Raw genomic sequence first — 25,279 nt, forward strand, 5'->3', positions numbered from 1 at the left:
GGCGGAGCGCCGGGCGGCCGTGCGGAGTCCCGCCCCGCCCGATGACGTACCGGGCGGGGCGGACACCCGGGCCGCCCGGTGTGCCCCGCCCGGCGCGCGCGCCTACCGCGCCGTGCTCAGCGAGAGCGCGAACCGTCCCTCGGAGTCCGTCCACCAGTGGCTCAGTTCGAGCCCGGCGGCGGCGAGTTCACCGCGCACGCCCTCCTTGCGGAACTTCGCCGACACCTCCGTGCGCAGCTCCTCACCGGCCGCGAAGTCGACCGCGAGGTCCAGCGCCGGGATCTTCACGGTCTGCTCGGCACGCGAGCGCAGCCGCATCTCGATCCACTCCCGCTCGGCGTCCCAGAGCGCCACGTGCTCGAACGCCACCGGGTCGAAGTCGGCGCCCAGCTCCCGGTCGACGACGGTCAGCACGTTCTTGTTGAACGCCGCCGTCACCCCGGCCGCGTCGTCGTACGCCCGGACCAGCACCCCCTCGTCCTTGACCAGGTCCGTGCCGAGCAGCAGCGCGTCCCCGGGGGACAGCAGCGCCCGTACCGAGGCCAGGAACGCGGCCCGCTCGGCGGGCAGCAGATTGCCGATCGTGCCGCCGAGGAAGGCCAGCAGCCGGGGGCCCGGCGTGTCCGGCAGACTCATCCCCGCCGTGAAGTCGGCGATCAGCCCGTGCACGGCGAGCCCCGGGAACTCCTTCACCAGCGCCTCCCCGGCCTGCGCGAGGGCGCTCTCGCTGACGTCGACGGGGACATAGGTCTCCAGCGAGGTCAGCGCGGCCAGCAGATGCCGGGTCTTGTCGGAGGAGCCCGAGCCCAGCTCGATCAGCGTCCGGGCGGGCAGCGCCGAGGCGATCTCGCCGGACCGGCCGAGCAGGATCTCCCGCTCGGCGCGCGTCGGGTAGTACTCGGGCAGCTCGGTGATCTGCTCGAACAGGTCGCTGCCGTGGGCGTCGTAGAACCACTTCGGCGGCAGCGTCTTGGGCTGCGCGGTCAGACCGTGCAGGACGTCGGCGCGCAGCGCGGCGTCCATGGCGTCCTCGGCCAGCAGGCGGGTGAGAAGGAACGGGCTCACGTACGGGGCTCCTTCGGAGTTGCGGGGGCCGAGGCGTCACTCGGTTCCTTGAGCGGGGAGAGCTGCACGTCCGTGGCGGTCGCCACGAGCAGCGTGCGGTCGGGCACCTCCTGCCAGAGCTGATCGTCGTCGTACGGCTCGGAGGCCACGGCCGTGCCCCGGCCCGGCTCCGCGCGGTACCACAGCGTGTCGCCCCAGGCCGTCGCCGCGACGGCGGTGCCGTCGGTCAGAAGCAGGTTCAGCCGGGAGCCCGGGGCGGCCGAGGCCACCTCGGGCACGGTGTCGCCCAGCGCCCGGCCGAGATCGTCCCCGGCCCTGAGCCGGGCCAGGACCAGCGCCCAGACGACCGCGGAGTCGCTGCGCGCCGCGAGCCGCAGCAGATCGACCGGGGGGAGGCCGGTGGCGATCCGGGCCAGGGAGTCCGGCCAGCCCGCCACCGCGCCGTTGTGGCTGAACAGCCAGCGCTCCGCGGCGAACGGGGCCGCCGCGGCCTCCCCGTCCGCGCTCGGCACGGTGGCGTCCCGGACCGCCGCCAGCAGCGCGGTCGTACGCACCACCCGGGCGAGATCGGTGATGCCGCCGTCGGCCCAGATCGGCCCGGAGCGGCGGTAGCGGGCCGGCACCGGATCGCCCTCGGCGTACCAGCCGACCCCGAAACCGTCGGCGTTCACGGTGCCGTGCCGCTGCCGGCGGGGCGCCCAGGACTGCCGGTACAGCGAGTGCGGTGGCTCGAACAGCAGTCGGCCGATCGGCAACTCGGGCCCCAGATAGGCCAGATGACGGCACATCAGACGTCCTCCGAGCGGGCCGTGCGGAACCCGGAGAAGATCTGCCGCCGGATCGGATAGTCCCAGTTGCGGAAGGTGCCCCGGCAGGCGACCGGGTCCACGGCGAACGAACCACCGCGCAGCACCTTGTGCTCGGGGCCGAAGAACACCTCCGAGTACTCCTTGTACGGGAACGCGGAGAACCCTGGGTACGGCAGGAAGTCGCTCGCCGTCCACTCCCACACGTCGCCGATCAACTGCCTCACCCCGAGCGGGGATTCACCCGCCGGATAGCTGCCGGCCGGGGCCGGGCGCAGATGGCGCTGGCCGAGGTTGGCGTGCTCGGGCGCGGGGGCGGCGTCGCCCCACGGGTAGCGCCGGGAGCGCCCGGAGGCCGGGTCGAAGCGCGCGGCCTTCTCCCACTCCGTCTCGGTGGGCAGCCGCCGCCCGGCCCAGCGCGCGTACGCGTCGGCCTCGTACCAGCACACGTGCACCACCGGCTCCTCGGGCGGCACCACCTCGGTGACCCCGAACCGGCGGCGCAGCCACTGCGCGCCCTCGCGGCGCCAGAACAGCGGCGCGTGCAGGGAGTTGCGGCGCACATGCGCCCAGCCCTCGGCCGTCCACCAGCGCTCGGACCCGTAGCCGCCGTCCTCGATGAACTGGAGGTAGGCGCCGTTGGTGACCGGTGTGGTGTCGATCCAGAAGGGCGCCGTCTCCCGGACGTGCGCGGGGCGTTCGTTGTCCAGCGACCACGGCTCGGTCGAGGTGCCCATGGTGAACGGGCCGCCGGGTACCAGGACTTCGGGCGGCCCGGTGAACAGCGGTACCGGCTCCGGGTCCGGCGCGGTCAGCGCCTGCGGACCGCTGCGCAGCTGATGGGTGATCAGCATGGTCTCGTCGTGCTGCTGCTCGTGCTGCGCGATCATCCCGAAGGCGAACCCCGCCTCGGTCAGCCGGGTGCCGTGCAGCGCGGCACCCTCCAGCACGTCCAGCACCCGGCCGCGCACCTCGGCGGCGTACCTGCGGGCCTCGGCCGGGGCCAGCAGCGGCAGCGTGGGCCGCTCCGAGCGCGGGTGCTCGAAGGCGTCGTACAGGCTGTCGATCTCGGGCCGCATCGCCTCCTGCCCGGCGACGGCCCGCAGCAGCCACTGCTCCTCCTGGTTGCCGATGTGCGCCAGGTCCCACACCAGCGGCGACATCAGCGGCGAATGCTGGGCGGTGAGATCGGGGTCCTCCACGCAGCTGGTCAGCAGGGTGGTACGGGCGCGGGCCGTGGTGAGCGAGACCAGCGCCAGGTCGCGCAGGGCCTCGGCGTCGTGGGCGGGCTCGGTGGTCATGCGGGGATGTCCTTCCCGTGCGGCACGGACCTCTTCCCGGCGACCGGGGGGAGAGGCGTGTCATGGACGCGGTCGAGCAGATCGTCGGCGGGGCAGCGCCCGCGGGCCACATAGCGCTCGGTGTACGTCGCGACGGCGTCGGTGATCTCCCGGCCCGCCCCGAGCCGGGGCAGCGCCTCCAGCGCGGCGGCGAAGCAGATCTCGGCCACCTCGCGCAGCTCCGGGTCGGTGAGTCCGTCGCGGGCCGCGTCGCGCCAGAGCGGATTGTGCGGCGCGGGCAGCGACCGCGACCGCTCCGCCAGCGGCTTCACCGCCCGGTAGGCCGTCTCCGCGGCCTCCGGGTCGTCGAACAGGGCGGTCGTCACCGCGAGCGGCACGATCCAGCCGTCGTCGCCCGGCTGGGCGTCGATCATGCGCAGTTCCAGATGCCCCCGCGGCCGCACCGGCGGGAACAGCGTGGTGATGTGGTAGTCCAGATCCTCACGCGTGGGCGGTCGCGGCACGCCCGAGCGGGTCCACTCCCGGAAGCTGAGCCCCTCGGGCACCTGCCAGGTCCCGCCGTCCCCGCGCACACACATCACCGGCGCGTCGAGCACATGGCGCGCCCAGGCGCCCCGCGGATCGCCGTCCAGCACGGGCGCGCCCGCCCGGCCGGGGCCTATCCGGGTCCAGGTCAGCTGCCGGGTGGAGCGCCAGCCGGTGACCCGCCGGCCGGCCAGCGGAGAGTTGGCGAACGCGGCCACCAGCACCGCGCCGAGCTGGTGCGCGAGCCACCAGCGCCGTCCGAGCCCGAGCGGACCCGGCTCCTCGTGACCGGCGTCCAGGCACACCTGGACGGAGGCCGAGGTGCACATCATGGCGCGGCCTTCGGGGCCGGTGCGGTCCAGGCAGATCTCCATCGCGTCGTAGCGCGGGGAGCGCAGATAGCGGCGCGGCGGACGCCAGGGGTCCTGGCCGACACCGAGGAGCGCGAGTCCGTCCTCGCGCAGAGTCGCCCGCACGGCGGAGAGGTCCGCCGAGACCAGGGCCACCGCCTCCGTCAGGGACGGGGCGGGCGGCGAGCTCAGCTCCAGCTGGCCGCCGGGTTCTACGGTGAGCGCCGAGCTCAGCGGGACGGCGCGCAGTGCGGCGTACGCCGCGGAGAGTCGTTCGGGTGCCACCGGGTGCTGTGGCCGGAGCGGCTCGTGGATCAGCCACTCCACCTCCACCCCGACCGTGCGGGGTGGACCTGTCTTGAAGCAGATGCCGCGGACCAGCGCCTCGACCTCTGCCTCCGTGATCGCTGTACGGCCGCCCGTACAGTCGCCTACCGAATCGGACACGTCAGGGTCCTCCTGAGATTCCCGTATGCCGCCGACCCGGTTCCCGAGGGTCCCGGCCGGCATCACCCGTCCCACCCAAGACCCCCATGACGAATTCCACAAGGGCACCCTTCGCGACTTCCAGGCCGCCGAACCTCCGATTCCGCGGTGCCGTGGCCGTCCTCCCGAGGTGAGTCGGGGGCCGGGGCCCGGCACGCCTCCGTCCGTTTCCGGTCCGTTCCCTCCGCGCTCTCGCAATGTTGGTCCGGGTGCCCGGGCGGGGCGCGGAAAAACCCTTTGCCCGGCCCGTCCAGCATCGCGCAGGATCTCTCCATGAGCACGACGGGGGAGGGCACGCGACGCGCGTCCACGGCGGCTACGGGGGTGGCGCCGTGAGCGCGCGCCTGCGTGGCATCGCCCGGCAGACAGAAGAGATCGTCGCGGCCGGGAGCTATCGCTCCCGCGCCGGACAGCAGGTTCCGCTGGCCGCGGCGATCGCGGCCGCCCGGGAGGGCACGCGGATGTACGGACCGGCTCCGGTGGCCCCGCCACCGGCCGATCCGGTACCCACGAAGACCGAGGTCACCGGCGAGAGCAGCCTCGAGGCGGCCCGCCGCGTCGGCGGCCGGGTGGCCGTCCTGAACTTCGCCTCCGCCCGCAATCCGGGAGGCGGCTTCCTCAACGGCGCCCAGGCCCAGGAAGAGGCCCTGTGCCGCGCCTCGGCGCTGTACACCTGCCTGCGCGAGGCACCGGAGTTCTACGACCACCACCGCGCCCACCGCGACACGTTCTACACGGACCGTGTCGTCCACTCACCCGCCGTGCCCGTCTTCCGCGACGACAACGGCGACCTGCTGGACGAGCCGTTCCTCGCGGGCTTCCTCACGGCCGCCGCGCCGAACGCGGGCGTGGTCCTGCGGACGTCCCCGGAGCGGGCCGCCGAGATCCCCCGCGCGCTCCGCGGCCGGGCCGAACGCGTCCTGGAGGTGGCCGCCGCCGAGGGGTACCGCCGTCTGGTACTGGGCGCCTGGGGCTGCGGTGTCTTCCGGAACGATCCCGCGCAGGTGGCGGGCGCGTTCCACACGCTGCTGCGGCCCGGCGGCCGCTTCGAGGGGCGTTTCGAGCACGTCGTGTTCGGGGTGCTGGACCGCACGCGGGGAGCGGTGGTCAGAGGCGCCTTCGAGCGCGTGTTCGCGTAGGGCGTCGCTTCCGGACGCCCCGCACGCCGCCCTCAGGTCCAGCCGTAGCGCTCCCGCAGCCGGTGGCGCACCAGGTTGAACCGCATCCGGTCCAGGGCGCAGGCCTCGCGCCGCATGCCCTGCTCGTGCAGCCGCAGCACCCGGTCGACGTCCACCCAGGACTCCCGCCCGGTGCGGTCCCAGGGGCCGCTGCCGATCGGGACCCAGTCGCGCCGGCCGTCGTGCCGCTTGCTGGAGAGCCGCACGGCGAGCAGAGTGCCTGCCGCCTCGCGGGCGACGACCAGCACGGGCCGGTCCTTGCCCCGCCCGTCGTTCTCCTCGTACGGCACCCAGGTCCAGACGATCTCCCCGGGGTCGGGGTCGCCGTCGTGCACGGGCGCGTACTCCGTCCGCACGCGGCCCACCTCACGCGGCCGGGCGTCGGTGGTGGCGTACGGGCCGTCACGGCCGGGGGCGTTCTCTTCGGTGGACGCGGTCACGGGGGCACCCTACGGGCTGCGCGTGAGCGGGCGCCGGGCGCACCCCGGTTCGCGCCGAGCGACCGGTGGACCTGTGTGACGGCCGACGGGCACGGGGACCGCGCGACGGCCGACGGGAACGTGGACCCGCGCGACGGCCGACGGGAAACGCGGTCACGGGGGCGATGTCGTCGCTCCCGTGACCGCGTGGGCCGACCGAGGATCAGGCTCCGTCGGCTCCGACCTTGTTCACGGCCGGCGTCGCGGTCCCGTTCAACGGTGAAGTGCCGTTGTCCGAGGGCGAGTTCTGCGTGTTCATGGACGCGAGGAGTTGCCGGGCCAGACCCAGCCCGGTGCCGCCCATGGTGAGCGCCTTGGCGAACAGGTCGGCCATGCCGTCGGCGCCGTTGAGCAGCACCATGTTGTCGACGTTGCCGAAGGCCGACGCGCCGGCCCGGACGATCTCCGGCCAGTTCTCGGCGAGTTGCTGGGCGACCACGGCCTCCTGGTTCTCGGCGAGGGCCGCGGCCCGTGCCTTGATGCCCTCGGCGTCGGCGAGCCCCTTGGCCCGCAGCGCCTCGGCCTCCGCCAGCCCCTTGGCCTGGGTGGCGGCCGCCTCGGCCTCACCGGTGGCCCGGGTCTCGCGCGCCTTGGCCTCGGCCACCGAGATCCGCGCGTCGCGGTCGGCCTCGGCCAGCGTGCGCTTCTCGTAGGCCTTGGCGTCGGCGGGCTTGCGCACATCGGCCTGGAGCTGCTGTTCGCGCCGCTTGGCCTCCAGTTCGGCGACCCGGGTCTCCTGGACGACGACCTCCTGTCTGGCCCCGGCCTCCGCGAGCGGCCCCGCCTGCCGGGCCTTGGCGGCGGCCTTGTCCTGCTCGGCCTGGTAGCCGGCCTTGAGGATCTCGCTGTCCCGGGTGGCCTCCGCCATCCGCGCGAACGCCTGCTGTTCGGCCTCGGTGGCCAGCCGGTCCGCCTCGGCCTGTGCGATGCGCGCGTCGCGGTGCACGGCGGCGGTGTGCGGGGCGGACAGGTTCTTGATGTAGCCGGTCGGGTCCTCGATCTCGTGGATCTGGAGGGAGTCGACGATCAGTCCCAGCTTCTCCATCTCCGTGCCACAGGCGGCCCGCGCCTGCCCGGTGAGCTTCTCGCGGTCGCGGATCATGTCCTCGACCGTCAACCCGCCGACGATGGCCCGCAGATGACCGGCGAACACCGTGTGCACCCGCTCCGCCATGAGCTTCTGCTGGTCCAGAAAGCGGCGGGCGGCGTTGGCGATCGACACGAAGTCGTCGCCGACCTTGAAGATGACCACGCCCCGCACCTTCAGCGGGATGCCCTGGTGGGTGACGCAGTCCACGTGCAGTTCGGTCTGGTTCAGGTCGAGCGAGAGCTTGCGCACGGCCTGCACGCCGGGCAGCACCAGCGTGCCCCGGCCGGTGACGATACGGAACCCCATGCCCTCCTCCAGGCCCTCCACCTTGTGCTTGGAGCCGGAGATGATCAGGGCTTCGTTGGGTTCCGCGACGCGCCACATCAGTTTGAACAGACCGGTCAGAACGAGCAGGGCGCCTAAGGCCGTCCCCGCGATGACGCCGACAGACATCGGCATACACCCCCTGTTCCGGGTGCCGTGAGGGCACCGAACGTACCGGGAGTGTGAGGCAGGGCACAGCGGGGTGTACATACACCACCGAGGCCCTGTTGCCCGCTTGGTACACAGCGCCCGCGGACGGGCGGGGGCTCAACCGCCGTACACGGCCGAGACATAGACCGTGCGGGGCGGCAGGTACTCGACGACCGTCACCACCGTGCCGCGCTCGATACGGTCGGTCCCGGTGGCCGCGTAGGCGAGGAAGTGCTCGGCGCCGCCGCGCACGCGGACGATCACCTCGCCGACGAGGCCGGGCCCGATCGTGCCGGTGACCCGCCCGAGGAGCCCGACCATCGTGGTGTCGTCCATGGTCACAGCGTACGGGCCCGACCCGCTCACGCGGCCGGTGAATCCACGCTCAGCTCCCGCGGCGGCCACCGCTCGTGCCAGCGCAGCTCGGCCTCCAACTGCGCGGCGAGGGACACCAGCAGGGGTTCGCTCGCCGCGGGCCCGAGCAGTTGGGCGCCGACCGGCAGCCCCGCCCCGGTGAACCCGGCCGGGACGTTCACCCCGGGCCAGCCCAGTACGTTCCACGGCCAGGCGTAGGGACAGGCGGCGATCATCGCCCGGTCGGTGGCGAAGCCGCCGAGGTTCGCCAGCGCGCCGATCAGCGGCGGGGGAGCGGCCGTAGTCGGCGCGAGGATCACGTCGTACGAGCTGAGGAAGCCGCCGATCCGGCGGTGCAGCGTGGCTTCCGCCCGGCGGGCCGCGCGCAGCGGGGCCCCGGACAGCAGCCGGCCGAGCCGGGCCGCCTCGCGCGTGCGTGGGTCCAGCAGCGCGGGGGAGGGCACGTCGCCCGCCCACTCGGCGAGCCCGGCCGTGGCGCGCGGCACGAAGGCCAGCCCGATCTGCCCGTAGGGCGGGTCCGCCTCCTCGACGTGGTGTCCCAACGAGGCCAGCTTCTCGGCGAGTTCGACCATTCGGGCGCGGATCTCCGGGTGCAGCCGGGTGGGCAGCGCGGTGAACGGCGGCTTGAGCGCGAGGGCGACGCGCAGCCGTCCGGGGTCGCGGCCGGCCGCCGCCGAGATGTCGAGGGGCGCGGGCCGGTGCGGGTCGAGGGCGTGGTTGCCGCTGGCCGCGTCGAGCAGCAGGGCGGCGTCGGCGACCGTGCGGGCGAGCGGGCCGTTGACGGTGATGCCCTGGAAGGACTCGCCGCGCGGCCAGGTCGAGATCCGTCCGCGCTGCGGCTTGATGCCGACCAGGTTGGTCCAGGAGGCGGGGATGCGCACCGAGCCCGCGCCGTCCGAGCCGAGCGCGGCGGGCACCAGGCCCGCGGCGACCGCGGCCGCCGACCCGCCGGACGAACCGCCGGGCGTGTGACCGTGGTTCCACGGATTGCGGGTCGCGCCGAAGGCGGGTCCCTCGGTGAACGGCCACTGTCCCAGTTCGCAGGTGTTGGTCTTGCCGACGACCACGGCTCCGGCCGCCCGCAGCCGCCGCACCGCCTCGCCGTCCTCGGCGGCCGCCGGGAACTCGCCCGGGCAGCCGAACGCGGTCGGCTCCCCGGCCACGTCCATGTCGTCCTTCACCGCCACCGGCACCCCGAGCAGCGGCCCTCGCGCCCCTTCGGCGAGCGCCCTGTCCGCCGCGTCGGCCTCGGCGAGAGCCGCCTCGGCGCGCACGATCCGGAAGGCGTTGAGCGACCCCTGGGCCGCCTCGATCCGCGCCAGGGACCGCTCCACGAGCGCGCGCGAGGTCACCTCCCCGGCGGCCAGCGCGCGGGCGGTCTCCGCCAGTCCGGCGGAACGGTCGAGCGTCATACGGGACACCTCCGGGAGCACAACTGTCCTACCGCACGGTAACGTCAGAAGCGGGTCCGCGGAACGCCCTTGGCCGAGAAGTCGGCCCCCGGCACGGCCCGGCCGGGCCTTACGGACCCGTGACGTCCCCGGCAGGGCACGCCCTCGCGAGGCCCGGTCCGGCCTAGCGTGACGGCATGCGTGTACTGGTCACCGGCGGTGCCGGGTTCATCGGGTCCCATGTCGTCGACGCGCTGCGGCGCCGCGGGCACGAGACGGTCGTCCTCGACGTCCGCCGGCACGGCGGCGACGACGTGCGCGCGCCGGACGCGGTCGCCGGAGCGCTGGCCGGCGTGGACGCCGTGTGCCACCAGGCCGCCAAGGTCGGCCTCGGCGACGGGGTGTCCGACGCCGCCGCGTACGTGTCGGCCAACGACCTCGGCACGGCCGTGCTGGTCGCGGCCATGGCGGAGGCCGGGGTGCGCCGGCTGGTGCTGGCCGGGTCGATGGTCGTCTACGGGGAGGGGCGCTACACGTGCCCCCGGCACGGCGCCGTGCGGCCGGGTCCGCGGGCCGTCGCCGACCTGGACGCGGGCCGGTTCGAGCCGGCCTGCCCCCGGTGCCGCGCACCGCTGTCGCCCGGCCTGGTCGGCGAGGACGCCCCGGCCGACCCGCGGAACGTGTACGCCACGACGAAACTCGCCCAGGAACACCTCGCCGCCGCCTGGGCGCGCTGCACGGGCGGATCGGCCGTCTCCCTGCGCTACCACAACGTGTACGGGCCCCGGATGCCCAGGGACACGCCCTACGCGGGAGTCGCCTCGTTCTTCCGTTCCGCGCTCGCCCGCGGCGAGTCACCCCGGGTGTTCGAGGACGGGCGGCAACGGCGGGACTTCGTCCATGTCCGGGACGTGGCCGCGGCCAACGTCCTGGCGCTGGAGGCCGACTTCGCACCCGGCCTGCTGACCCCGTACAACACGGGCAGCGGTGACCCGCGCACCGTCGGTGAGATGGCCGGCGCCCTCGCCGCCGCGTACGGCGGTCCCGAGCCCCGGATCACGGGCGAGTACCGGCTGGGCGACGTACGGCACATCACCGCCGACTCCGCCCGGCTCCGCCGCGACCTCGGCTGGCGGCCCGGGGTCGGATTCGCCGAGGGCATGCGGGAGTTCGCGGCGGACGAGCGGACTTAGGGCCCTTCCGACGGATCTCCGTGGCGTCGCGCGCCCGCACGCCGATCGCACGCACCGAACGCCGCTCCTTCTCCCACGGAGATCCGTCAGAAGGGCCCTGGCCCCACCGCGACACCGCGTGGTTGCTCGTCCCCGCCCTACGGCACCGTCGGCAACGTCACCTCGAAGCGGCAGCCGCCCGGGATGTTGCGGACGGTGGCCCGGCCCCGGTGGGCCTCCACGATGCCCCGGACGATGGCGAGGCCGAGCCCCGCGCCGGCCGGGGGCGTACGGGCGTCGGTGCCGCGCCAGCCGGTGTCGAACACGCGCGGCAGTTCCTCCTCGGGGATGCCTCCGCAGCCGTCGGACACCGAGAGCACCACGCCGTCCGGGGAGCGCTCGGCGGCCACGGCGACCGTGCCGTCGGCAGGAGTCCGCCGGATCGCGTTGACCAGCAGGTTCCCCAGTACCCGGCTCATCTCCCTGCCGTCCACCTCGACGGGCAGCGGCTCGACGCCGTCGCCCACCAGTCGCACTCCGTGCTCCCGGGCCAGCGGGTCCGCCCCCGCCAGCGCGTCGCCGACCAGGTCGTACAGGGACATCCGGGTGGGCGTGAGGGCCAGCGCGCCCGCCTGGATGCGGGAGAGCTCGAAGAGGTCGCCGACCATGTCGTTGAGGCGGTCGACCTCGGTGCGCATCTGCCGCAGATAGCGGTCCGGTTCGGCCGCGACGCCGTCCTCCAGCGCCTCGGACATGGCCCGCAGTCCGGCCAGCGGGGTGCGCAGATCGTGCGAGATCCAGGCGACCAGCTCGCGCCGTGAGGTCTCCAGCGCCCGCTCCCGCTCGCGGGATTCGGCGAGCCTGACGCTGGTGGCCGCCAACTCGCGGCTGACCGCGTCGAGTTCCGCCGTCGTCGGACCGTCCGGCGCGGCGAAGGCGCCGCCGTCGCCGAACGAGCGGGCCGCGACGGCGAGGGCCCGGCTGCGGGCCACGACCCAGCGGCCCAGCAGCAGCGCGGTCGCCAGCGACACGACCGCCGCCATGGCGACGACCGTGGTGACGACGGTCAGGTCGTGTGGCGACAGGAACATCGCCCAGGCCACCGCCAGGGTCCCCGAGAGCATCGCCACCACCCCGACGGCCGCGACCACGGCCAGCGACGCGGTCAGCGAACGCCGCCGGATCAGGAACAGCACCCCCGCCCCGGCCAGACCGGTCGCGGCGGCGCCCGCGAAGGCGTACAGGGCGATCAACAGCGTGTCCGACACGGTCAGTCCGCCTCCCCGCCGGGCTCGAAGCGGTACCCCACACCCCACACCGTCCGGATCAGCAGCGGCCGGGCGGGATCGTCCTCGATCTTGCCGCGCAGTCTGCGGATGTGGACGGTGACGGTGGACAGGTCGCCGAACTCCCAGCCCCACACCTCCCGCATCAGATCCTCCCGGCCGAACGCCCGCCCGGGGTTGCGCAGGAAGAACAGCAGCAGGTCGAACTCCCGCAGGGTGAGGGCGAGTTCGGTCCCGTCCTTGGTGGCGCGACGGGCGCCCGGATCGACCGTCAGGCCCGCCGCCGACACCCGCCCGCCCACCGGGGCGGGGCGGCTGCGGCGCAGCACGGACTCCACCCGCAGCACCAGTTCGCGCGGGCTGAAGGGCTTGGTGACGTAGTCGTCCGCCCCCACCTCCAGACCCAGGACACGGTCGTCCTCGTCGCCGCGCGCGGTGAGCATGATGACCGGCACCGGACCGGATCCGCGCAGCCGCCTGCACACCTCCAGCCCGTCCATGCCGGGCAGCATCAGATCCAGCACCACCAGATCCGGCCGGTGCGCGGCAGCCCGCCCGAGGGCCGCCGGCCCGTCGTCGGCACGGTCGACGACATACCCGGCGCGGTCCAGATAGCCGGCCACCACCTCGGAGACGGTCGGATCGTCGTCCACGACCAGGACGCGGGCCGGCGCCGGGTCCTGTGAAGGATTGTGCTGCTCCATGCCCCCAGCCTGGCACCTCACCCGCGGGGCCGGGCGGGGGCGGACGCGACGTCCGCGTTTCGTAAGGACCGGAAGTCCGATATGCCCGGTGCGGATTCGTAGGGTGACAGCGTGACGACCCCTTCAACGGACGTCGACGTGGTGCTGCCCTGCCTGGACGAGGCCGAGGCCCTGCCCTGGGTCCTCGCGCGGATTCCGGCCGGCTGGCGCGCCCTGGTCGTCGACAACGGCTCCACCGACGGCTCCCCGGAGATCGCCCGCGCCCTCGGCGCCACCGTCGTGCGCGAACCACGCCGGGGCTTCGGCGCGGCCTGCCATGCCGGACTGACCGCGGCCACCGCCGACGTCGTCTGCTTCTGCGACTGCGACGCCTCCCTCGACCCGGCGCTCCTCGTGCCGTTCGTCGACGAGGTCCGCGCCGGTGAGGCGGACCTCGTCCTCGGACGCCGCCGCCCGAGCACCCGGGGAGCCTGGCCCGCGCACGCCCGCGCCGGGAACCTCGCCCTCGCCCGGCTGCTGCGGCGCCGGACCGGACTGCGCCTGCGCGACCTCGGCCCGCTGCGCGCCGCCCGTCGCGAGCCACTGCTCTCCCTCGGCCTCTCCGACCGGCGCAGCGGCTATCCGCTCCAGATGGTGGTGCGGGCCGCCGACGCCGGATGGCGGGTCACCGAGCACGACGTGCCGTATCTGCCGCGCGCGGGCGCCTCCAAGGTGACCGGCACCTGGCGGGGCACCTGGCAGGCCGTCCGGGACATGCGCCGTGTCCTGGCCGAGCCCGGCGTCGTGTCCGGCGCGGACGGGAGGCCCGTACGGTGACCACGCTCCTCGTCATCGCCAAGGAACCGCGACCCGGCCGGGTCAAGACCCGCCTCACCCCGCCGTTCACCCCGGAGCAGGCCGCGCGGCTCGCCGAGGCGGCGCTCGCCGACACGCTGCAGGCCGTGGCGGCGACCCCCGCGGCCCGGCGCGTGCTCGTGCTCGACGGCACTCCCGGCCGCTGGCTCCCGCCCGGCTTCGACGTCGTACCGCAGTGCGAGGGCACCCTGGACGAGCGGCTCGCGGACGCCTTCGCGCGCTGCACGGGCCCCGCCCTCCTGATCGGCATGGACACCCCGCAGGTGACGCCGGCCCTGCTCGCCGGGGGCCTGGACGGGCACGACGCCTGCTTCGGCCCCGCCGAGGACGGCGGCTTCTGGGCGCTGGGCCTCGCCGAACCCGATCCCGCGCTGCTGCGTGGCGTGCCCATGTCGACGCCGCGGACGGGGGCCGTCCAGCGGGAGCGGCTCGGCGCGGCCGGGCTGCGGGTGCGCGAACTGCCCCGGCTGCGGGACGTCGACACCGCGGCCGACGCCCACGCGGTCGCCGCCCTCGCCCCGCACGGCCGGTTCGCCGCCCGGCTGGCCCGCTGCGCCACGGCGGACCGCCGGTGAGCGCGACCGCACCCGCCTGGGCCGCCGCCGACCCCTACGCCGGGGCCCTGCGCGCCGGCCGGGGCCCGCTGTTCCTGCGCCGCGCCGACGGCTGGCTGCTGCCACTGGAGGTGGAGCGCTGGTGCGCCCGCGCCGACGCGGCCGACCGGACGGCACTCGACCGCTGCGAGGGCGCGGTCCTCGACGTGGGCTGCGGGCCCGGACGGCTGGTGGCCGAACTCGCCGCCCGCGGCGGGACCGTGTTGGGTGTCGACGTCAGCCGGGCCGCCGTCGACCGCACCACACGGCTCGGCGGACCCGCCCTGTGCCGCTCGGTCTTCGACCGGCTGCCCGGCGAGGGCCGTTGGGGCACCCTGCTGCTGATGGACGGCAACATCGGCATCGGCGGCGACCCGCGCGCCCTGCTGGAACGGGCTGCCCGGCTGCTGCGCCCCGGCGGGCTGCTCATCGCCGAGACCGACCCGTCGGACGTGGACGAGCGGGCCCAGGTGCAGGTCGTCGACCTCGTCGGCGCCCGGAGCGCACCCGGCGCCGCGTTCCCCTGGGCCCGGCTCGGCACCCCCGCCCTGCTGCGGCACGCCCGCCCGGCCGGCTGGCGGGCCGCCGGTCAGTGGGCCGCCGGGGACCGCCGCTTCGTCGCCCTGCGCAGCCGCAGCGCCAGCAGCAGCGCCGAGCCGCCGAAGAGGACCGCCGTGATCAGCAGCCAGCGCGCCAGGAAGCCGTCCGGGGACAGCCCGGTGACCGACCGGTAGCGCTCGTCCACCCGCCCGCCGATCAGCGGGAACCAGACGAGCAGCAGCAGGGCCGACAGGGCCGCGGGCACCCGCACATGGTTCACCCACGCCCGCCGGTCCACCGCCTCCGCCCCCCTGACGAGGGCCCGGTCGCAGGCGCCGTAGAGCGGCACCAGCACCAGGTCGTGCAGGAGGGCGGCGCCCACGAACCACAGCGCGACGCTCCACGGGTCGCGGTCGAGCAGCCGGACACCGGCGTAGCCGGCCAGCGTGAACGAGCAGGCCAGAAGGAGGAGTTGGAACGGGCTGCCGAGCGGGATCCGGGTGCGCATCACAGGTCTCCGAACGTCATCCGGGCCACCCACTTGGTGTTGAGCACGCCGGGCGCGGCGGGCACGATCACCCGGGCCGGGTGGCCGTGGTCGGGGGAGAGAGGCTCGCCGTTGACGAACAGGGCGAGCAGGGAACGCTCGTCGGCGACCTGGTTCGCCCGCAGGGCCGCCCGGCGGAACGCGCCGCGCCGCTGGAGCGACTCCACGAGAACGTCCGGCGGATCGTCCGGGTGACCGACCAGGGCCGCCAGATCCCGCAGCCGCACCCCCCGCCACCACTGGTCCGAGGTCGACCAGCCCTCCACACAGGCGATCGGCAACGCGGCACTGTGCAGGGGGAGTTCGAGCAGATCCGCACGGCTGAGCCGGACCGTGCCGGTTCGGCCGGTCACCACGAGGCGCCACGCCTCCTCGCTCGTCTCCCGGGGCGAGACGCCCGCGTGGGCGGCGGTCTTGTTGATCTGGAAGCCGTTCGGGCCGCTGCCGGGTTCCGCCCCGCCGTGCGGTGCGAGCAGCGCGGTGCGCCGCAGCACGCCGTCGAAGTTCTGCCCCACCGTGGTGAGGAACAGCAGCAGTGACCCGCCCCCTACGAACCACAGCGCGCCGCGCCGCGACACGGTCGGCTCGGCGGGCCGTGGCGACACCAGGTCGTCCGCCTCCGCCGGCTCCTCCCGGACCACGTCCCCGCCCGGCGCCTTGCGCCCCGCACGCTCCTCCAGCATCAGCCGTGCGTTCCGTACGGCGACGGGGAGCCTGAGCACCACGTGCACGGCGAAACCGGCGAAGAACACCCACGCCCCGTAGAAGTGCAGCCGGTAGAAGGAGCCGGGGAAGACATAGTCGAGCTGGATGTTGAGCATGCCGGTGACGAACTCGAAGAGGACGCCGCCGACGAGGAGCAGCAGGGAGACCCGTTCCAGGGCGTGGGCCACGGACCGGGCGGGCGGCAGCGCGAACAGCTTCGGCACCACGGACCACAGCTTGGCCAGCAGCACCGGGATCAACGTGATGCCGAGGGTGACGTGCACGCCCTGGTTCAGCCGGTACAGCCAGGAGGGGTTCGTCGGCCAGGGGAACAGATAGAAGCCGAGGAGGCCCTTGTCGGGCGTCTTGTCGTTCACCGGGGACAGATCCGGGTTGTAGGCGGCGTAGGACACCAGCCCGGTCAGGAACAGCACGGTGATGCCGACGAGCAGGACGAGGCCGAGGGCCGAGGTGAGAGCGGGTCCGCGCAGCGGGCTGCGCCAGAAGCCGGGCGAGGTGGGGAGCCGGTGAGCGTCGCGCATGGCACGACCGTAGGCCCGCACCGGGCGCCGGGCGGGTGCGCGACCCGTGACGAAATTCTGACGTCGGGCGGGGTGACGGCCGGGCGTCGCCCGTAGAACCTGTGACGACATGCTGAAGTCCGGCACGGGTGACGGCCGGGCGTCGCCCGCGCGACCGGTGACGAAACGCTGACGTCCGGCACGGCCGGGGCGTTCGTGGCACCCGCGCGGCCTAGCGTGCCGCTGTGAGCCGATCCCTCCGCCGTGATCTGTACGCCGTCCTGGCCGCCGCGCTGCTCGTGACCGTCGCCGTGCTCGTCGGGCGGCACATCCAGCACACCCGGCACACCCTGTTCGTCGACTGGCCCCCGCTGCTGGCCTCCTGGGAGCCGCACCTCGGCCCCGGCACCCCGGCCGCCCTGCTCGTCGGGGCCGCCGTGGTGGCGTACGGCCCGGCCGTCGCGGCCCGCCCGCGCTGGGGACGGCTGCTCGCCGCGGTCTGGGCCGCGGGCACGGCCTGGACCGTCTCCCTCGCCCTCGTCGACGGCTGGCACAAGGGCATCGCGGAGCAGCTCACCACCCGCAGCGAGTACCTCCGCTCGGTCCACCGCTTCCCGGACATCCCCGCCGCCCTGCGGGACTTCACCGCGCACATCCTCATCGACGCCCCCGACAACTGGCCCGCCCATGTCGCCGGACACCCGCCCGGGGCCACCCTCAGCTTCGTGCTGCTCGACCGGATCGGGCTGGGCGGGGGCGGCTGGGCCGGGACGGTGTGCATCGTCCTCGGCGCGACCGCCGCTCCGGCCGTTCTCGTCACCGTCCGTGCCCTGGCGACCGAGGAACTCGCCCGGCGCGCGGCTCCGTTCCTGGTGCTCGCCCCGGCCGCCGTGTGGATGGGCACCTCGGCCGACGCGTACTTCGCCGCCGTCGCCGCGTGGTCCGTGGCCCTGCTGGCCCTCGCGGTCACCGGTCGCTCCCTCGCCCTGGCGGCCGTCTCCGGACTGCTGTTCGGCCTGACCTGCTATCTCTCCTACGGTCTGACCCTCATCGCCCTCATCGGTGCCGCCGTGCTGCTGCTGTGCCGTGACCGCGTCCGCGAGCGGCCGCTGGCGCTGCTCACGCTGTTCCTCGGCGGCCTGGCCGTCGTCCCGGCGGCCTTCACGCTCGCGGGCTTCGACTGGTGGGAGGCCTACCGGCTGCTGGTCACCCGCTACCACCAGGGCGCCGGAGGCGTACGGCCGTACGGCTACTGGGTGTGGGCGAACCTCGCCTGCACGGTCCTTATCACCGGCCCGGCCACCGTGGCCGGGCTGCGACGGACCGGCGCGCTGCTGCTCCGCGGGTGCGGCGGGAAGGCGGGCGGGCGCGGCGCGGCCAGGCTCGCGCTGCTCGTCTCCGCCGCACTGCTCGCTCTGCTGGTCGCCGACCTCTCCGGCATGAGCAAGGCGGAGACCGAACGCATCTGGCTCCCCTTCGCGCTGTGGCTGCTCCCGTGCTGCGCGTTCCTGCCGCACCCTCGCGCCTGGCTCACCGCGCAGGCACTGCTGGCGCTGCTGCTCAACCATCTGCTGCGTACGGGCTGGTGAGACGCGCCAGGACCGTGACCCGGCCACGCGTACACCGCCGGACGGCCGACCGCCATGGATCACCGGACCATGTTATGGACCACTGAACCCCGCACTCTTTGGCCCTGTCATCCGTACCAATGCCCGGGCAGGGTGAGAGGGACCCGGAAGCCCCAGCGGAGGTCCCCCTTGAGCGTCGCCTTTCTCCTGACGACCCTGATCGTGGTGGTCACCCCCGGCACCGGCGTGGTGTACACGCTGGCCGCCGGGCTGTCCCACGGCCGCAGGGCGAGCGTGATCGCCGCCCTGGCCTGCACCCTCGGTATCGTTCCCCACCTGCTGGCGACGGTCACCGGCCTCGCCGCGCTGCTGCACACCAGTGCCGTCGCCTACGAGACGGTGAAGTACCTCGGCGTCGGCTATCTGCTGTACATGGCCTGGTCGACGCTGCGCGACCGGGACGCCCTGACGGTGGCGCGGGACTCCGAGCCGCGCTCCACCGCCCGCACGATCGTCTCCGGCGTGCTGCTCAACCTGCTCAACCCCAAGCTGACCATGTTCTTCGTGGCGTTCCTGCCGCAGTTCGTCCCGGCCGGGCCCGAGGGCTCCACCGCGGCGATGCTGCGCCTCGGCGGGGTGTTCATGGCACTGACCTTCGTGGTCTTCGCCGCGTACGGTCTGTGCGCCGCCGCGGTGCGCGACCGCGTCCTGGCCCGGCCCGCCGTACTGACCGGCATCCGCAGGGTGTTCGCGCTCTGCTTCGTCGGTCTCGGCGCCCGGCTGGCGGTGGCGTGACCATGCGCTTCCGCCACGCGTCCGCCCTGTGGGAGCAGTTCCCCGAACTCACCGCCGGGGTGCTCCACGCCGACGGCGTCGACGCCCGCGCGGACACCGCTCCGGCCGCCGACGCCTACCTCGCCCGAGCCGCGGACCGGCTCGCCGGGTCGAGCGAGGGCGAGTTCCCCGAAGTGCTCGCCTGGCGGCGGGTGTTCGCCCGCACCGGCCTGAAGCCCACGCAGTACCGGTGCGCCTCCGAGTCCCTGCTGCGCAGGCTCCGCAAGGAAGGCTCCCTGCCGCGCATCCATCCCGTGGTGGACCTCTGCAACGCCGTCTCCGTCGCCTACGCCGTTCCCGTCGCGGCCCTCGACGCCGACCGGATCACCGGCCCGCTGCTGGAGGTGCGCCACGCCCGCGGGGACGAGATCTACACGCCGTTCGGCGGCGGCACCGAGCACCCCGCGCCCGGTGAGGTGACCTTCGTCGACTCCGCCGCACGCGCCCACGCCCGCCGCTGGACCCACCGGCAGAGCGGCCACTCGGCGGTCGGCCCGCACACCCGGCGGATCCTCGTGGTCACCGAGGCCGTGCACGAGGGCGGCGCCGACACCGTGCTCGACCTGCTCAAGTCACTCGCCGCCGAACTCGCCGCGCACTGGCCCACCGACCCGGCGACCGCCGTACTCACCGCCGCCCGGCCCGAGTTCGCCCTGCCCGGCCCGGAGCCGCGGCCGGGGTCCGGCGCGGACGAGGTGCCGGACCCGCCCGGGGCCGGGATCCCCGCATGACACCATCGGCAGCGTGAACGACGAGGCGACGACCGACGCCGAACCCCCGGGCCGCGGCTCCGACTTCCTCCAGCTGGACGCCGCCGCCGTACCGGTGGCCGGCAAGGCGGACTGGCTGGCCGGGCGGCTGCGGCAGGCGATCGCCGACGGACGGCTGACGGTCGGCAGCAGACTGCCCTCCACCCGCCTCCTCGCCGTCGAACTGGGCCTGTCGCGCGGAGTGATCACCGAGGCGTACCGGCGGCTCGCCGAGGACGGCCATGTGGAGGGCCGCCGACGCGGCGGCACGGTCGTCGTCGCGGCGCCCCGCCCGGCGCCCCTGGCCCCCGCACGGCAGCCGGACCGGGCACCGGACAGTCTGTTCACCGAGCCCGCGACCGACGTCTTCGACGCGCTGCGCGCCGCGCCCGCCCACGTGGACTTCACCCCGGGCCGGCCCGACCTCGCCGTCTTCCCCCGCGCGGCCTGGCTGCGCGCCGAGCGCGCCGTGCTCGCCGGGCTGTCCGCCGACACCCTCGGCTACGGCGACCCGCGCGGCGCCCTGCCGCTGCGCCGGGCCGTCGCCGACTGGCTGGCCCGCGGCCGGGGCATCGGGGTGACACCGGACGAGCTGATCGTCGTGTCGGGCACCGCCCAGGCCCTCACCCTGGTCCACCCGGTGCTGCGCGCGGACGGCGTCGACGCCGTCGCCGTGGAGGACCCCGGCTCGCTCGGCGCCCGCCAGCATCTGAGCCACGGCGGTCTGGCCACACCGCCGGTACCCGTCGACGCCGACGGTGTCCGCGTCGACGCGCTGCGGGCCACCGGGGCGCGGGCCGTCCTGCTCACCCCCGCGCACCAGTTCCCGATGGGCGTGGTGATCAGCGGCGAGCGACGGCGCGACCTGCAACGCTGGGCGCAGGAGGGCGGCCTGATCCTGGAGGACGACTACGACGCCGAGCACCGCTACGACCGGCCGCCGGTGCCCGCCCTGCGCGCGCTCCTCGCCGACCAGGTCTGCTATCTCGGCAGTGTGTCCAAGCTGCTCGCCCCCGCGCTGCGCATCGGCTGGATGGTGCCGCCGCCCCGCCACCGGGCGGCGCTGACCGACGCCAAGCGCTTCACCGACCTCGGCAATCCCGTGCTGCCGCAGCTCGTGCTGGCCCGGCTGATGGAGAACGGGGACCTGGAGCGGCATCTGCGCATGCTGCGCGGCCGGCACCGGCGCCGGCGTGACGCGATGATCGCCGCCGTCGCCGCGCACCTGCCCGGCACGGTGGTGCACGGCGCCGCCGCCGGCCTGCACCTCACCGTCACCTACCGGGCGGACGTACCGGACACCGACCTGGCCGCGGCCGCGCTGGCCCGGGGCGTGAAGTGCCAGCCCCTGTCGTGGCACCGTCAGCTCCCGGGCCGCCCCGGCCTGGTCCTCGGCTACTCCGCCACGCCGCCGGGCGTCATCGCCGAGGGAGTGGCCGAACTGGGCCGCGCCCTGCGCGAACTCTCGGGCCGGGCCGGCTGAGCGGCGCGGCGACGGGCTCCTGTGGGCCGTGACACTGCACCGGCCCGGGGAGGCGGCGCGGGATGCGACCGGATCGCGCGCGAACCCCGCCCCGGGGCTAGCCTGAAGCACAGGGACAAGGCGCATACGCGCCCGTATCGGCGCGCCCTGGTGCCACGTCGCCTTCTCCCCGTCGCCGGCACAGCTTCTGTCCCACTGGAGGTAGCGGCCATGGCCGACTGGCGCGGACGCGCGGTACGAGCGGGCAAGCGGCCCTTCACCCGGCCGGCCGCCGCACCCGTCGGCGACGAGGAAGAGGCGCCCGAGCACACCATGGACCCGCGCGCCGACGACGACGAGGAGCAGGACGAGGCGTCGGTGGCCCTGGCGCACAGCGTCGTCGACGCCGCCCTCTACCGCCACGGACACCGCATCCCCTCGCCGTCCTCGCTCGCGGAGATCTACGCGAAGCTGCCCGGCGAGCCCGGCACGATGGCCTGGATCGGCCTCTTCCGGCCCGCGGCGAGCCAGCTGCTGGCCGCCGCCGAGCAGTTCGACCTGCACGAGCTGGCCGTCGAGGACGCCATCGTCGCCCACCAGCGGCCCAAGCTGGAGCGCTATGGCACCACCCTGTTCGTCGTCCTGCGCGCCGCGCGCTACCTCGACGAGGCGGAGGAGGTCGACTTCGGCGAGATACACCTCTTCATCGGCCCCGACTTCGTGCTGACCGTCCGCCATTCCCAGGCTCCCGACCTCGGCGCGGTGCGCGCCCGCCTGGAGAAGGACCCCCAGCTGCTCGCCCTCGGCCCCGAGGCGGTGCTCTACGCCGTGCTGGACGCGGTGGTGGACGGCTACGCGCCCGTCATCGGCGGTCTCCAGAACGACATCGACGAGATCGAGACCGAGGTCTTCGGCGGCGACCCCAAGGTGTCCCGGCGCATCTACGAACTCTCCCGCGAGGTGATCGAGTTCCAGCGCGCCGCACGTCCGCTGCTCGGCATCATGCGGGATCTGGAGGCCGGTTTCGAGAAGTACGGCACCGACGAGGAGCTCCAGCGCTATCTGCGGGACGTCGCCGACCACGCCACAACGGCCGCCGAGCGGGTGGACGGCTTCCGGCAGATGCTGGTGAACATCCTCGCCGTCAACGCCACCCTGGTCTCCCAGGGACAGAACGAGGAGATGAAGCTGCTGGCCGAGGCGAGCCATGCGCAGAACAACGAGGTCAAGAAGATCTCCGCCTGGGCCGCCATCCTCTTCGCCCCGACCCTGATCGGCACGGTCTACGGCATGAACTTCGACCACATGCCGGAGCTGCACTGGGTCCTCGGCTACCCCTTCGCCATCGCCCTGATGGCCCTGGTCTGTCTCAGCCTGTACATCGTCTTCAAACGGCGCGACTGGCTGTGACCGCCCGCCGCGGCCGCCCGTCTGTACTCCGGCGGGGGCCGCTCGGCACATGCGGAAGGGGCCGCGGTCCGAAGACCGCGGCCCCTTCCCGGGCTGTGGCGCCGCTCAGGCCGCAGCCGGCTCGCCCGCGTGGCCGTGCACGCGCGCGAGAACCTCGGTGAGCTGCTCGACGACCTCGGCGTCCTCGGACGGGTGGGTCTCGGCGAAACGGGTCACGGAGCCGGGGATGGACAGCTTGACGTCGTCCAGGACCTTGGCGCCGGCGATGCCCACGGCCTTGCGGGCCTCGTCCTGCGCCCACACGCCGCCGTACTGGCCGAAGGCGGTGCCGACCACGGCGACCGGCTTGCCGGAGAGGGCGCCGGCACCGTACGGGCGGGACAGCCAGTCGATGGCGTTCTTCAGCACGGCCGGGATGGTGCCGTTGTACTCGGGGGAGAACAGCAGGAGGGCGTCGGCGGAGCCGGCGGCCTCGCGCAGCGCCTGGGCGGCGGCCGGGACGGAGCCCTCGACGTCGATGTCCTCGTTGTAGAAGGGGATCTCGGCCAGACCCTCGAAGAGGTCGACCTGCGCGCCCTCGGGAGCGTGCTTCACGGCCGCCTCGGCGAGCTGGCGGTTGTGCGAACCGGCGCGAAGGCTGCCGACGAGCGCGAGGATGCGGACAGACATGACTACTCCTGATGGCTGAAAGCTATGCCGCTTTTATGGGGTCCGACCTGGATCCGAGGATCCGGACCGGGGTCCGTTGAAAGTTGTATCACTAGAACCGGACCGTGGTCCAGTTGGCCCGTCCGGGAATCCGGACTGCGGTCCACTTCTGTGTACCAGGTAACCGGACCGGGGTCCAGTTTCATTCCCGATGGTTTACGCTGTCTTCATGTCCGCCGACCTCCCCCTCCTTCCGTCGCCTTCACCGCAGCCGGACACGGGTGTCGAACTGATCCAGCTCGGAGCACCCGAGGACGAGCCCTGCCTGCGCGCCGACGCCGCGCGCAACCGTGCCCGCCTGCTGGACGCGGCCGCCCGGCTGATCGCCGAGCACGGTGCGGCAGGCGTCACCATGGAAGCAGTGGCGGCGGCGGCACAGGTGGGCAAGGGGACGGTTTTCCGCCGCTTCGGCGACCGCACCGGACTGCTCACGGCACTGCTCGACCACTCCGAGCGCCGGTTCCAGGCCGCCTTCATCAGCGGCCCGCCCCCGCTCGGCCCCGGCGCCCCGCCGGTGGAGCGGCTGCGCGCCTTCGGAGTCGCCGTACTGCGGCGCACGGTGGAGCAGTTGGACCTCATGCTCGCGGCCGAGCCCAGCAGCGACCGCCGCTTCGCCGCGGCGCCCGGGCGCGCGCTGCACGCCCATGTCGCGATGCTGCTGCGCCGCCAACTGCCCGAGGCGGACGGCGAACTCCTCGCCCACACCCTGATGGGCTACCTCAACCCCGTCCTGATCCACCACCTGACCAGGCAGTGCGAGATGCCCATGGAGCGACTGGAGGCGGGCTGGGCCGACCTCGTCGCGCGGGTGACCGGCACCGAGGCCCCGCACTGAGGCCGCCGCCGAGCCCCAACTGCGGTCTACGCGCGGCACGTTCGTAGAAGCCTCAAGGACCAGGTCCCGCCCGGAGCCCCGCACCCCGGCTCTGCCAAGATGCCTGTGTCATGGTGCAGATACCGAAGCAGTCCACGCCCTCGTCGCCCGCACAGCCCGCCGTGCCCACGAGTGCCGACGTGGCCCGTCTGGCCGGAGTCTCCCGCGCGACCGTCTCCTACGTCCTGAACAACACCAGCGCCGTCCGCATCAGCGAACCCACCCGCCGAAGAGTGCACGAGGCCGCGAAGGAACTCGGCTACGTCCCGCACGCCGCCGCCCGCAGCCTGCGCGCCGGCCACAGCCGCACCGTCCTGATGCCCGCCCCGACCATCCCCGTCGGCCCGCTCCACAGCCAGTTCCTCAACGACCTCCAGTGGGCCCTCGGCCGCCTGGACTACACCGTCGTGCAGTACGGCACCGCCGGCCTCGCCGGTGACGACGCCGCCCGCGCCTGGGCGGAGCTGCGCCCCGTCGCCGTCCTCGTACCCGGGCCCGGAGGCCTCGGCCCTAAGGGCGTGGCCGTGCTCAAGCGCTCCGGCGCGCGAGCCGTCGTCACCATCGGCCCGGCCTCGGTCGACGGCGCGCACGCGTTACTCATGGACCACGAGGGCGTCGGCCGCGCGGCCACCGCCCACCTCCTCGAACGCGGCCGCCGCCGCATCGGCGTCGTCGTCCCCGCCGAACCCGGCCTCGACGAATTCTCCGTGCCCCGCCTCGCCGGCGTCCGCCGCGCCCTGCGCGGCACCACCGCCACCCTGCGCGAACTGCCCCTCGCCTACGAGGAGGACGCCGCCGCCCGGCTCGCCGCCCGCTGGCGCCACCTCGGCCTCGACGCCGTCTTCGCCTACAACGACGAATACGCGATGCTGCTGATGCGCGCCCTCCAGGACGAAGGCATCGCCATCCCGCACGACACCGCCGTCATCGGCGCCGACGACCTCATGCTCGGACGGCTGCTGCGCCCACGGCTGAGCACCGTCCACATAGAACTGCCCTCAGGCCGCCACCTGGCCGAACTCGTCGACCGCGCCGTACGCAACCCGGGCGCCGCTCCCGAGACCCACCGCGTGCTCGGCGCCACGGTCGTGCACCGCGACTCCAGCTGAGCCGGGCCCCGGCGCCGGGGGCCGGCGCCCGCAAGCGGTACCCCCGACCCCCCCCCCCTGGCCCCCGCCGCCTTCTGCGTTGCCCCCGCCTTGCGTCCCTCTTCCCCGTCCCACTTTTGTGC

General features: G+C 74.3%; 24 protein-coding genes. 12 read left to right on the top strand and 12 right to left on the bottom strand.

Translation table 11 applies throughout. The features are described 5' to 3' along the window. Nucleotides 1-102 precede the first annotated feature (102 nt). From egtD to egtA, 4 genes are read right to left on the bottom strand one after another with little or no spacing between them, the layout of a single operon-like run. Nucleotides 103-1,065, bottom strand: coding sequence for an L-histidine N(alpha)-methyltransferase (egtD, locus tag ACZ6SQ_RS08625; RefSeq protein WP_469558115.1), 963 nt, complete (start codon nucleotides 1,063-1,065; stop codon nucleotides 103-105). Beyond that, entirely contained in the window at nucleotides 1,062-1,853 is a 792-nt protein-coding gene (gene egtC / locus ACZ6SQ_RS08630; protein ID WP_469558118.1) for an ergothioneine biosynthesis protein EgtC, read from the bottom strand. Before egtC ends, egtD begins: the two co-directional genes overlap by 4 nt. Further along, on the bottom strand, nucleotides 1,853-3,172 hold the full coding sequence (gene egtB, locus ACZ6SQ_RS08635) for an ergothioneine biosynthesis protein EgtB (RefSeq protein ID WP_469558120.1): 1,320 nt from the start codon (nucleotides 3,170-3,172) through the stop codon (nucleotides 1,853-1,855). Before egtB ends, egtC begins: the two co-directional genes overlap by 1 nt. Then, a complete protein-coding gene (egtA, locus tag ACZ6SQ_RS08640) occupies nucleotides 3,169-4,494 on the bottom strand; it encodes an ergothioneine biosynthesis glutamate--cysteine ligase EgtA (RefSeq protein ID WP_469558122.1) in 1,326 nt (441 codons plus the stop codon). The genes egtB and egtA overlap by 4 nt, the downstream gene beginning before the upstream one ends. A gap of 371 nt (nucleotides 4,495-4,865) precedes the next feature. Here egtA and ACZ6SQ_RS08645 point away from each other — a divergent pair, with 371 nt between their 5' ends. Continuing rightward, nucleotides 4,866-5,672: a TIGR02452 family protein gene (locus tag ACZ6SQ_RS08645; protein ID WP_469558124.1), complete on the top strand. Its 807-nt coding sequence runs from the start codon at nucleotides 4,866-4,868 to the stop codon at nucleotides 5,670-5,672. Between the two features lie 32 nt (nucleotides 5,673-5,704). Here ACZ6SQ_RS08645 and ACZ6SQ_RS08650 read toward each other — a convergent pair whose 3' ends face one another. The 4 genes from ACZ6SQ_RS08650 to ACZ6SQ_RS08665 form a co-directional block, all read right to left on the bottom strand. Beyond that, nucleotides 5,705-6,151: a type II toxin-antitoxin system PemK/MazF family toxin gene (locus tag ACZ6SQ_RS08650; RefSeq protein WP_469558127.1), complete on the bottom strand. Its 447-nt coding sequence runs from the start codon at nucleotides 6,149-6,151 to the stop codon at nucleotides 5,705-5,707. Between the two features lie 202 nt (nucleotides 6,152-6,353). After that, on the bottom strand, nucleotides 6,354-7,739 hold the full coding sequence (locus ACZ6SQ_RS08655; protein WP_386384104.1) for a flotillin family protein: 1,386 nt from the start codon (nucleotides 7,737-7,739) through the stop codon (nucleotides 6,354-6,356). 132 nt (nucleotides 7,740-7,871) lie between these two features. After that, complete coding sequence (locus ACZ6SQ_RS08660; RefSeq protein WP_389323762.1) at nucleotides 7,872-8,075, bottom strand: hypothetical protein; 204 nt, start codon at nucleotides 8,073-8,075, stop codon at nucleotides 7,872-7,874. A 41-nt stretch (nucleotides 8,076-8,116) separates the two neighbouring features. Further along, entirely contained in the window at nucleotides 8,117-9,541 is a 1,425-nt protein-coding gene (locus ACZ6SQ_RS08665) for an amidase (protein WP_469558130.1), read from the bottom strand. 176 nt (nucleotides 9,542-9,717) lie between these two features. On the opposite strand from ACZ6SQ_RS08665, the gene ACZ6SQ_RS08670 reads away from it, so the two are divergent. Then, a complete protein-coding gene (locus tag ACZ6SQ_RS08670; protein ID WP_469558133.1) occupies nucleotides 9,718-10,713 on the top strand; it encodes an NAD-dependent epimerase/dehydratase family protein in 996 nt (331 codons plus the stop codon). Nucleotides 10,714-10,850: 137 nt separating this feature from the next. Here the strand turns inward: ACZ6SQ_RS08670 and ACZ6SQ_RS08675 are convergent, their stop codons facing one another. Continuing rightward, a complete protein-coding gene (locus tag ACZ6SQ_RS08675; protein ID WP_469558137.1) occupies nucleotides 10,851-11,960 on the bottom strand; it encodes a sensor histidine kinase in 1,110 nt (369 codons plus the stop codon). A 2-nt stretch (nucleotides 11,961-11,962) separates the two neighbouring features. Continuing rightward, nucleotides 11,963-12,682: a response regulator transcription factor gene (locus ACZ6SQ_RS08680; RefSeq protein WP_469558139.1), complete on the bottom strand. Its 720-nt coding sequence runs from the start codon at nucleotides 12,680-12,682 to the stop codon at nucleotides 11,963-11,965. 111 nt (nucleotides 12,683-12,793) lie between these two features. On the opposite strand from ACZ6SQ_RS08680, the gene ACZ6SQ_RS08685 reads away from it, so the two are divergent. From ACZ6SQ_RS08685 to ACZ6SQ_RS08695, 3 genes are read left to right on the top strand one after another with little or no spacing between them, the layout of a single operon-like run. Further along, the gene (locus ACZ6SQ_RS08685; RefSeq protein ID WP_469558141.1) at nucleotides 12,794-13,498 is read left to right on the top strand and encodes a glycosyltransferase family 2 protein; all 705 of its coding nucleotides are present in this window, start codon (nucleotides 12,794-12,796) and stop codon (nucleotides 13,496-13,498) included. Then, the gene (locus ACZ6SQ_RS08690) at nucleotides 13,495-14,112 is read left to right on the top strand and encodes a TIGR04282 family arsenosugar biosynthesis glycosyltransferase (RefSeq protein ID WP_469558145.1); all 618 of its coding nucleotides are present in this window, start codon (nucleotides 13,495-13,497) and stop codon (nucleotides 14,110-14,112) included. The genes ACZ6SQ_RS08685 and ACZ6SQ_RS08690 overlap by 4 nt, the downstream gene beginning before the upstream one ends. After that, nucleotides 14,109-14,864, top strand: coding sequence for a class I SAM-dependent methyltransferase (locus ACZ6SQ_RS08695; RefSeq protein WP_469558147.1), 756 nt, complete (start codon nucleotides 14,109-14,111; stop codon nucleotides 14,862-14,864). The genes ACZ6SQ_RS08690 and ACZ6SQ_RS08695 overlap by 4 nt, the downstream gene beginning before the upstream one ends. A gap of 313 nt (nucleotides 14,865-15,177) precedes the next feature. On the opposite strand, the gene ACZ6SQ_RS08700 is transcribed toward ACZ6SQ_RS08695, so the two are convergent. Beyond that, on the bottom strand, nucleotides 15,178-16,464 hold the full coding sequence (locus tag ACZ6SQ_RS08700) for a molybdopterin-dependent oxidoreductase (RefSeq protein ID WP_469558149.1): 1,287 nt from the start codon (nucleotides 16,462-16,464) through the stop codon (nucleotides 15,178-15,180). Between the two features lie 224 nt (nucleotides 16,465-16,688). Here ACZ6SQ_RS08700 and ACZ6SQ_RS08705 point away from each other — a divergent pair, with 224 nt between their 5' ends. From ACZ6SQ_RS08705 to ACZ6SQ_RS08725, 5 genes are all read left to right on the top strand, one after another. After that, the gene (locus tag ACZ6SQ_RS08705) at nucleotides 16,689-18,032 is read left to right on the top strand and encodes a hypothetical protein (protein ID WP_469558150.1); all 1,344 of its coding nucleotides are present in this window, start codon (nucleotides 16,689-16,691) and stop codon (nucleotides 18,030-18,032) included. Between the two features lie 168 nt (nucleotides 18,033-18,200). Next, on the top strand, nucleotides 18,201-18,806 hold the full coding sequence (locus tag ACZ6SQ_RS08710; protein ID WP_469558153.1) for a LysE family translocator: 606 nt from the start codon (nucleotides 18,201-18,203) through the stop codon (nucleotides 18,804-18,806). A gap of 2 nt (nucleotides 18,807-18,808) precedes the next feature. Continuing rightward, nucleotides 18,809-19,576, top strand: coding sequence for a B3/B4 domain-containing protein (locus ACZ6SQ_RS08715; RefSeq protein WP_469558156.1), 768 nt, complete (start codon nucleotides 18,809-18,811; stop codon nucleotides 19,574-19,576). A 13-nt stretch (nucleotides 19,577-19,589) separates the two neighbouring features. Beyond that, nucleotides 19,590-21,077 carry a MocR-like pyridoxine biosynthesis transcription factor PdxR gene (pdxR, locus tag ACZ6SQ_RS08720; protein WP_469558158.1) on the top strand — a complete coding sequence of 496 codons (1,488 nt, stop codon included), beginning with the start codon at nucleotides 19,590-19,592 and terminating at the stop codon, nucleotides 21,075-21,077. A 210-nt stretch (nucleotides 21,078-21,287) separates the two neighbouring features. Then, on the top strand, nucleotides 21,288-22,466 hold the full coding sequence (locus tag ACZ6SQ_RS08725) for a magnesium and cobalt transport protein CorA (RefSeq protein ID WP_469558161.1): 1,179 nt from the start codon (nucleotides 21,288-21,290) through the stop codon (nucleotides 22,464-22,466). A 105-nt stretch (nucleotides 22,467-22,571) separates the two neighbouring features. Here ACZ6SQ_RS08725 and ACZ6SQ_RS08730 read toward each other — a convergent pair whose 3' ends face one another. After that, the gene (locus ACZ6SQ_RS08730) at nucleotides 22,572-23,135 is read right to left on the bottom strand and encodes an NAD(P)H-dependent oxidoreductase (protein WP_469558164.1); all 564 of its coding nucleotides are present in this window, start codon (nucleotides 23,133-23,135) and stop codon (nucleotides 22,572-22,574) included. 190 nt (nucleotides 23,136-23,325) lie between these two features. Here ACZ6SQ_RS08730 and ACZ6SQ_RS08735 point away from each other — a divergent pair, with 190 nt between their 5' ends. Both ACZ6SQ_RS08735 and ACZ6SQ_RS08740 read left to right on the top strand, forming a co-directional pair. Next, nucleotides 23,326-24,009 (top strand): TetR/AcrR family transcriptional regulator, encoded by a 684-nt coding sequence (locus ACZ6SQ_RS08735; protein WP_469558166.1) that lies wholly within the window; start codon nucleotides 23,326-23,328, stop codon nucleotides 24,007-24,009. Between the two features lie 110 nt (nucleotides 24,010-24,119). Then, nucleotides 24,120-25,157: a LacI family DNA-binding transcriptional regulator gene (locus ACZ6SQ_RS08740; RefSeq protein WP_469558169.1), complete on the top strand. Its 1,038-nt coding sequence runs from the start codon at nucleotides 24,120-24,122 to the stop codon at nucleotides 25,155-25,157. Nucleotides 25,158-25,279: the final 122 nt, after the last annotated feature.

It is taken from the genome of Streptomyces sp. NPDC048600 (genome assembly GCF_055587025.1).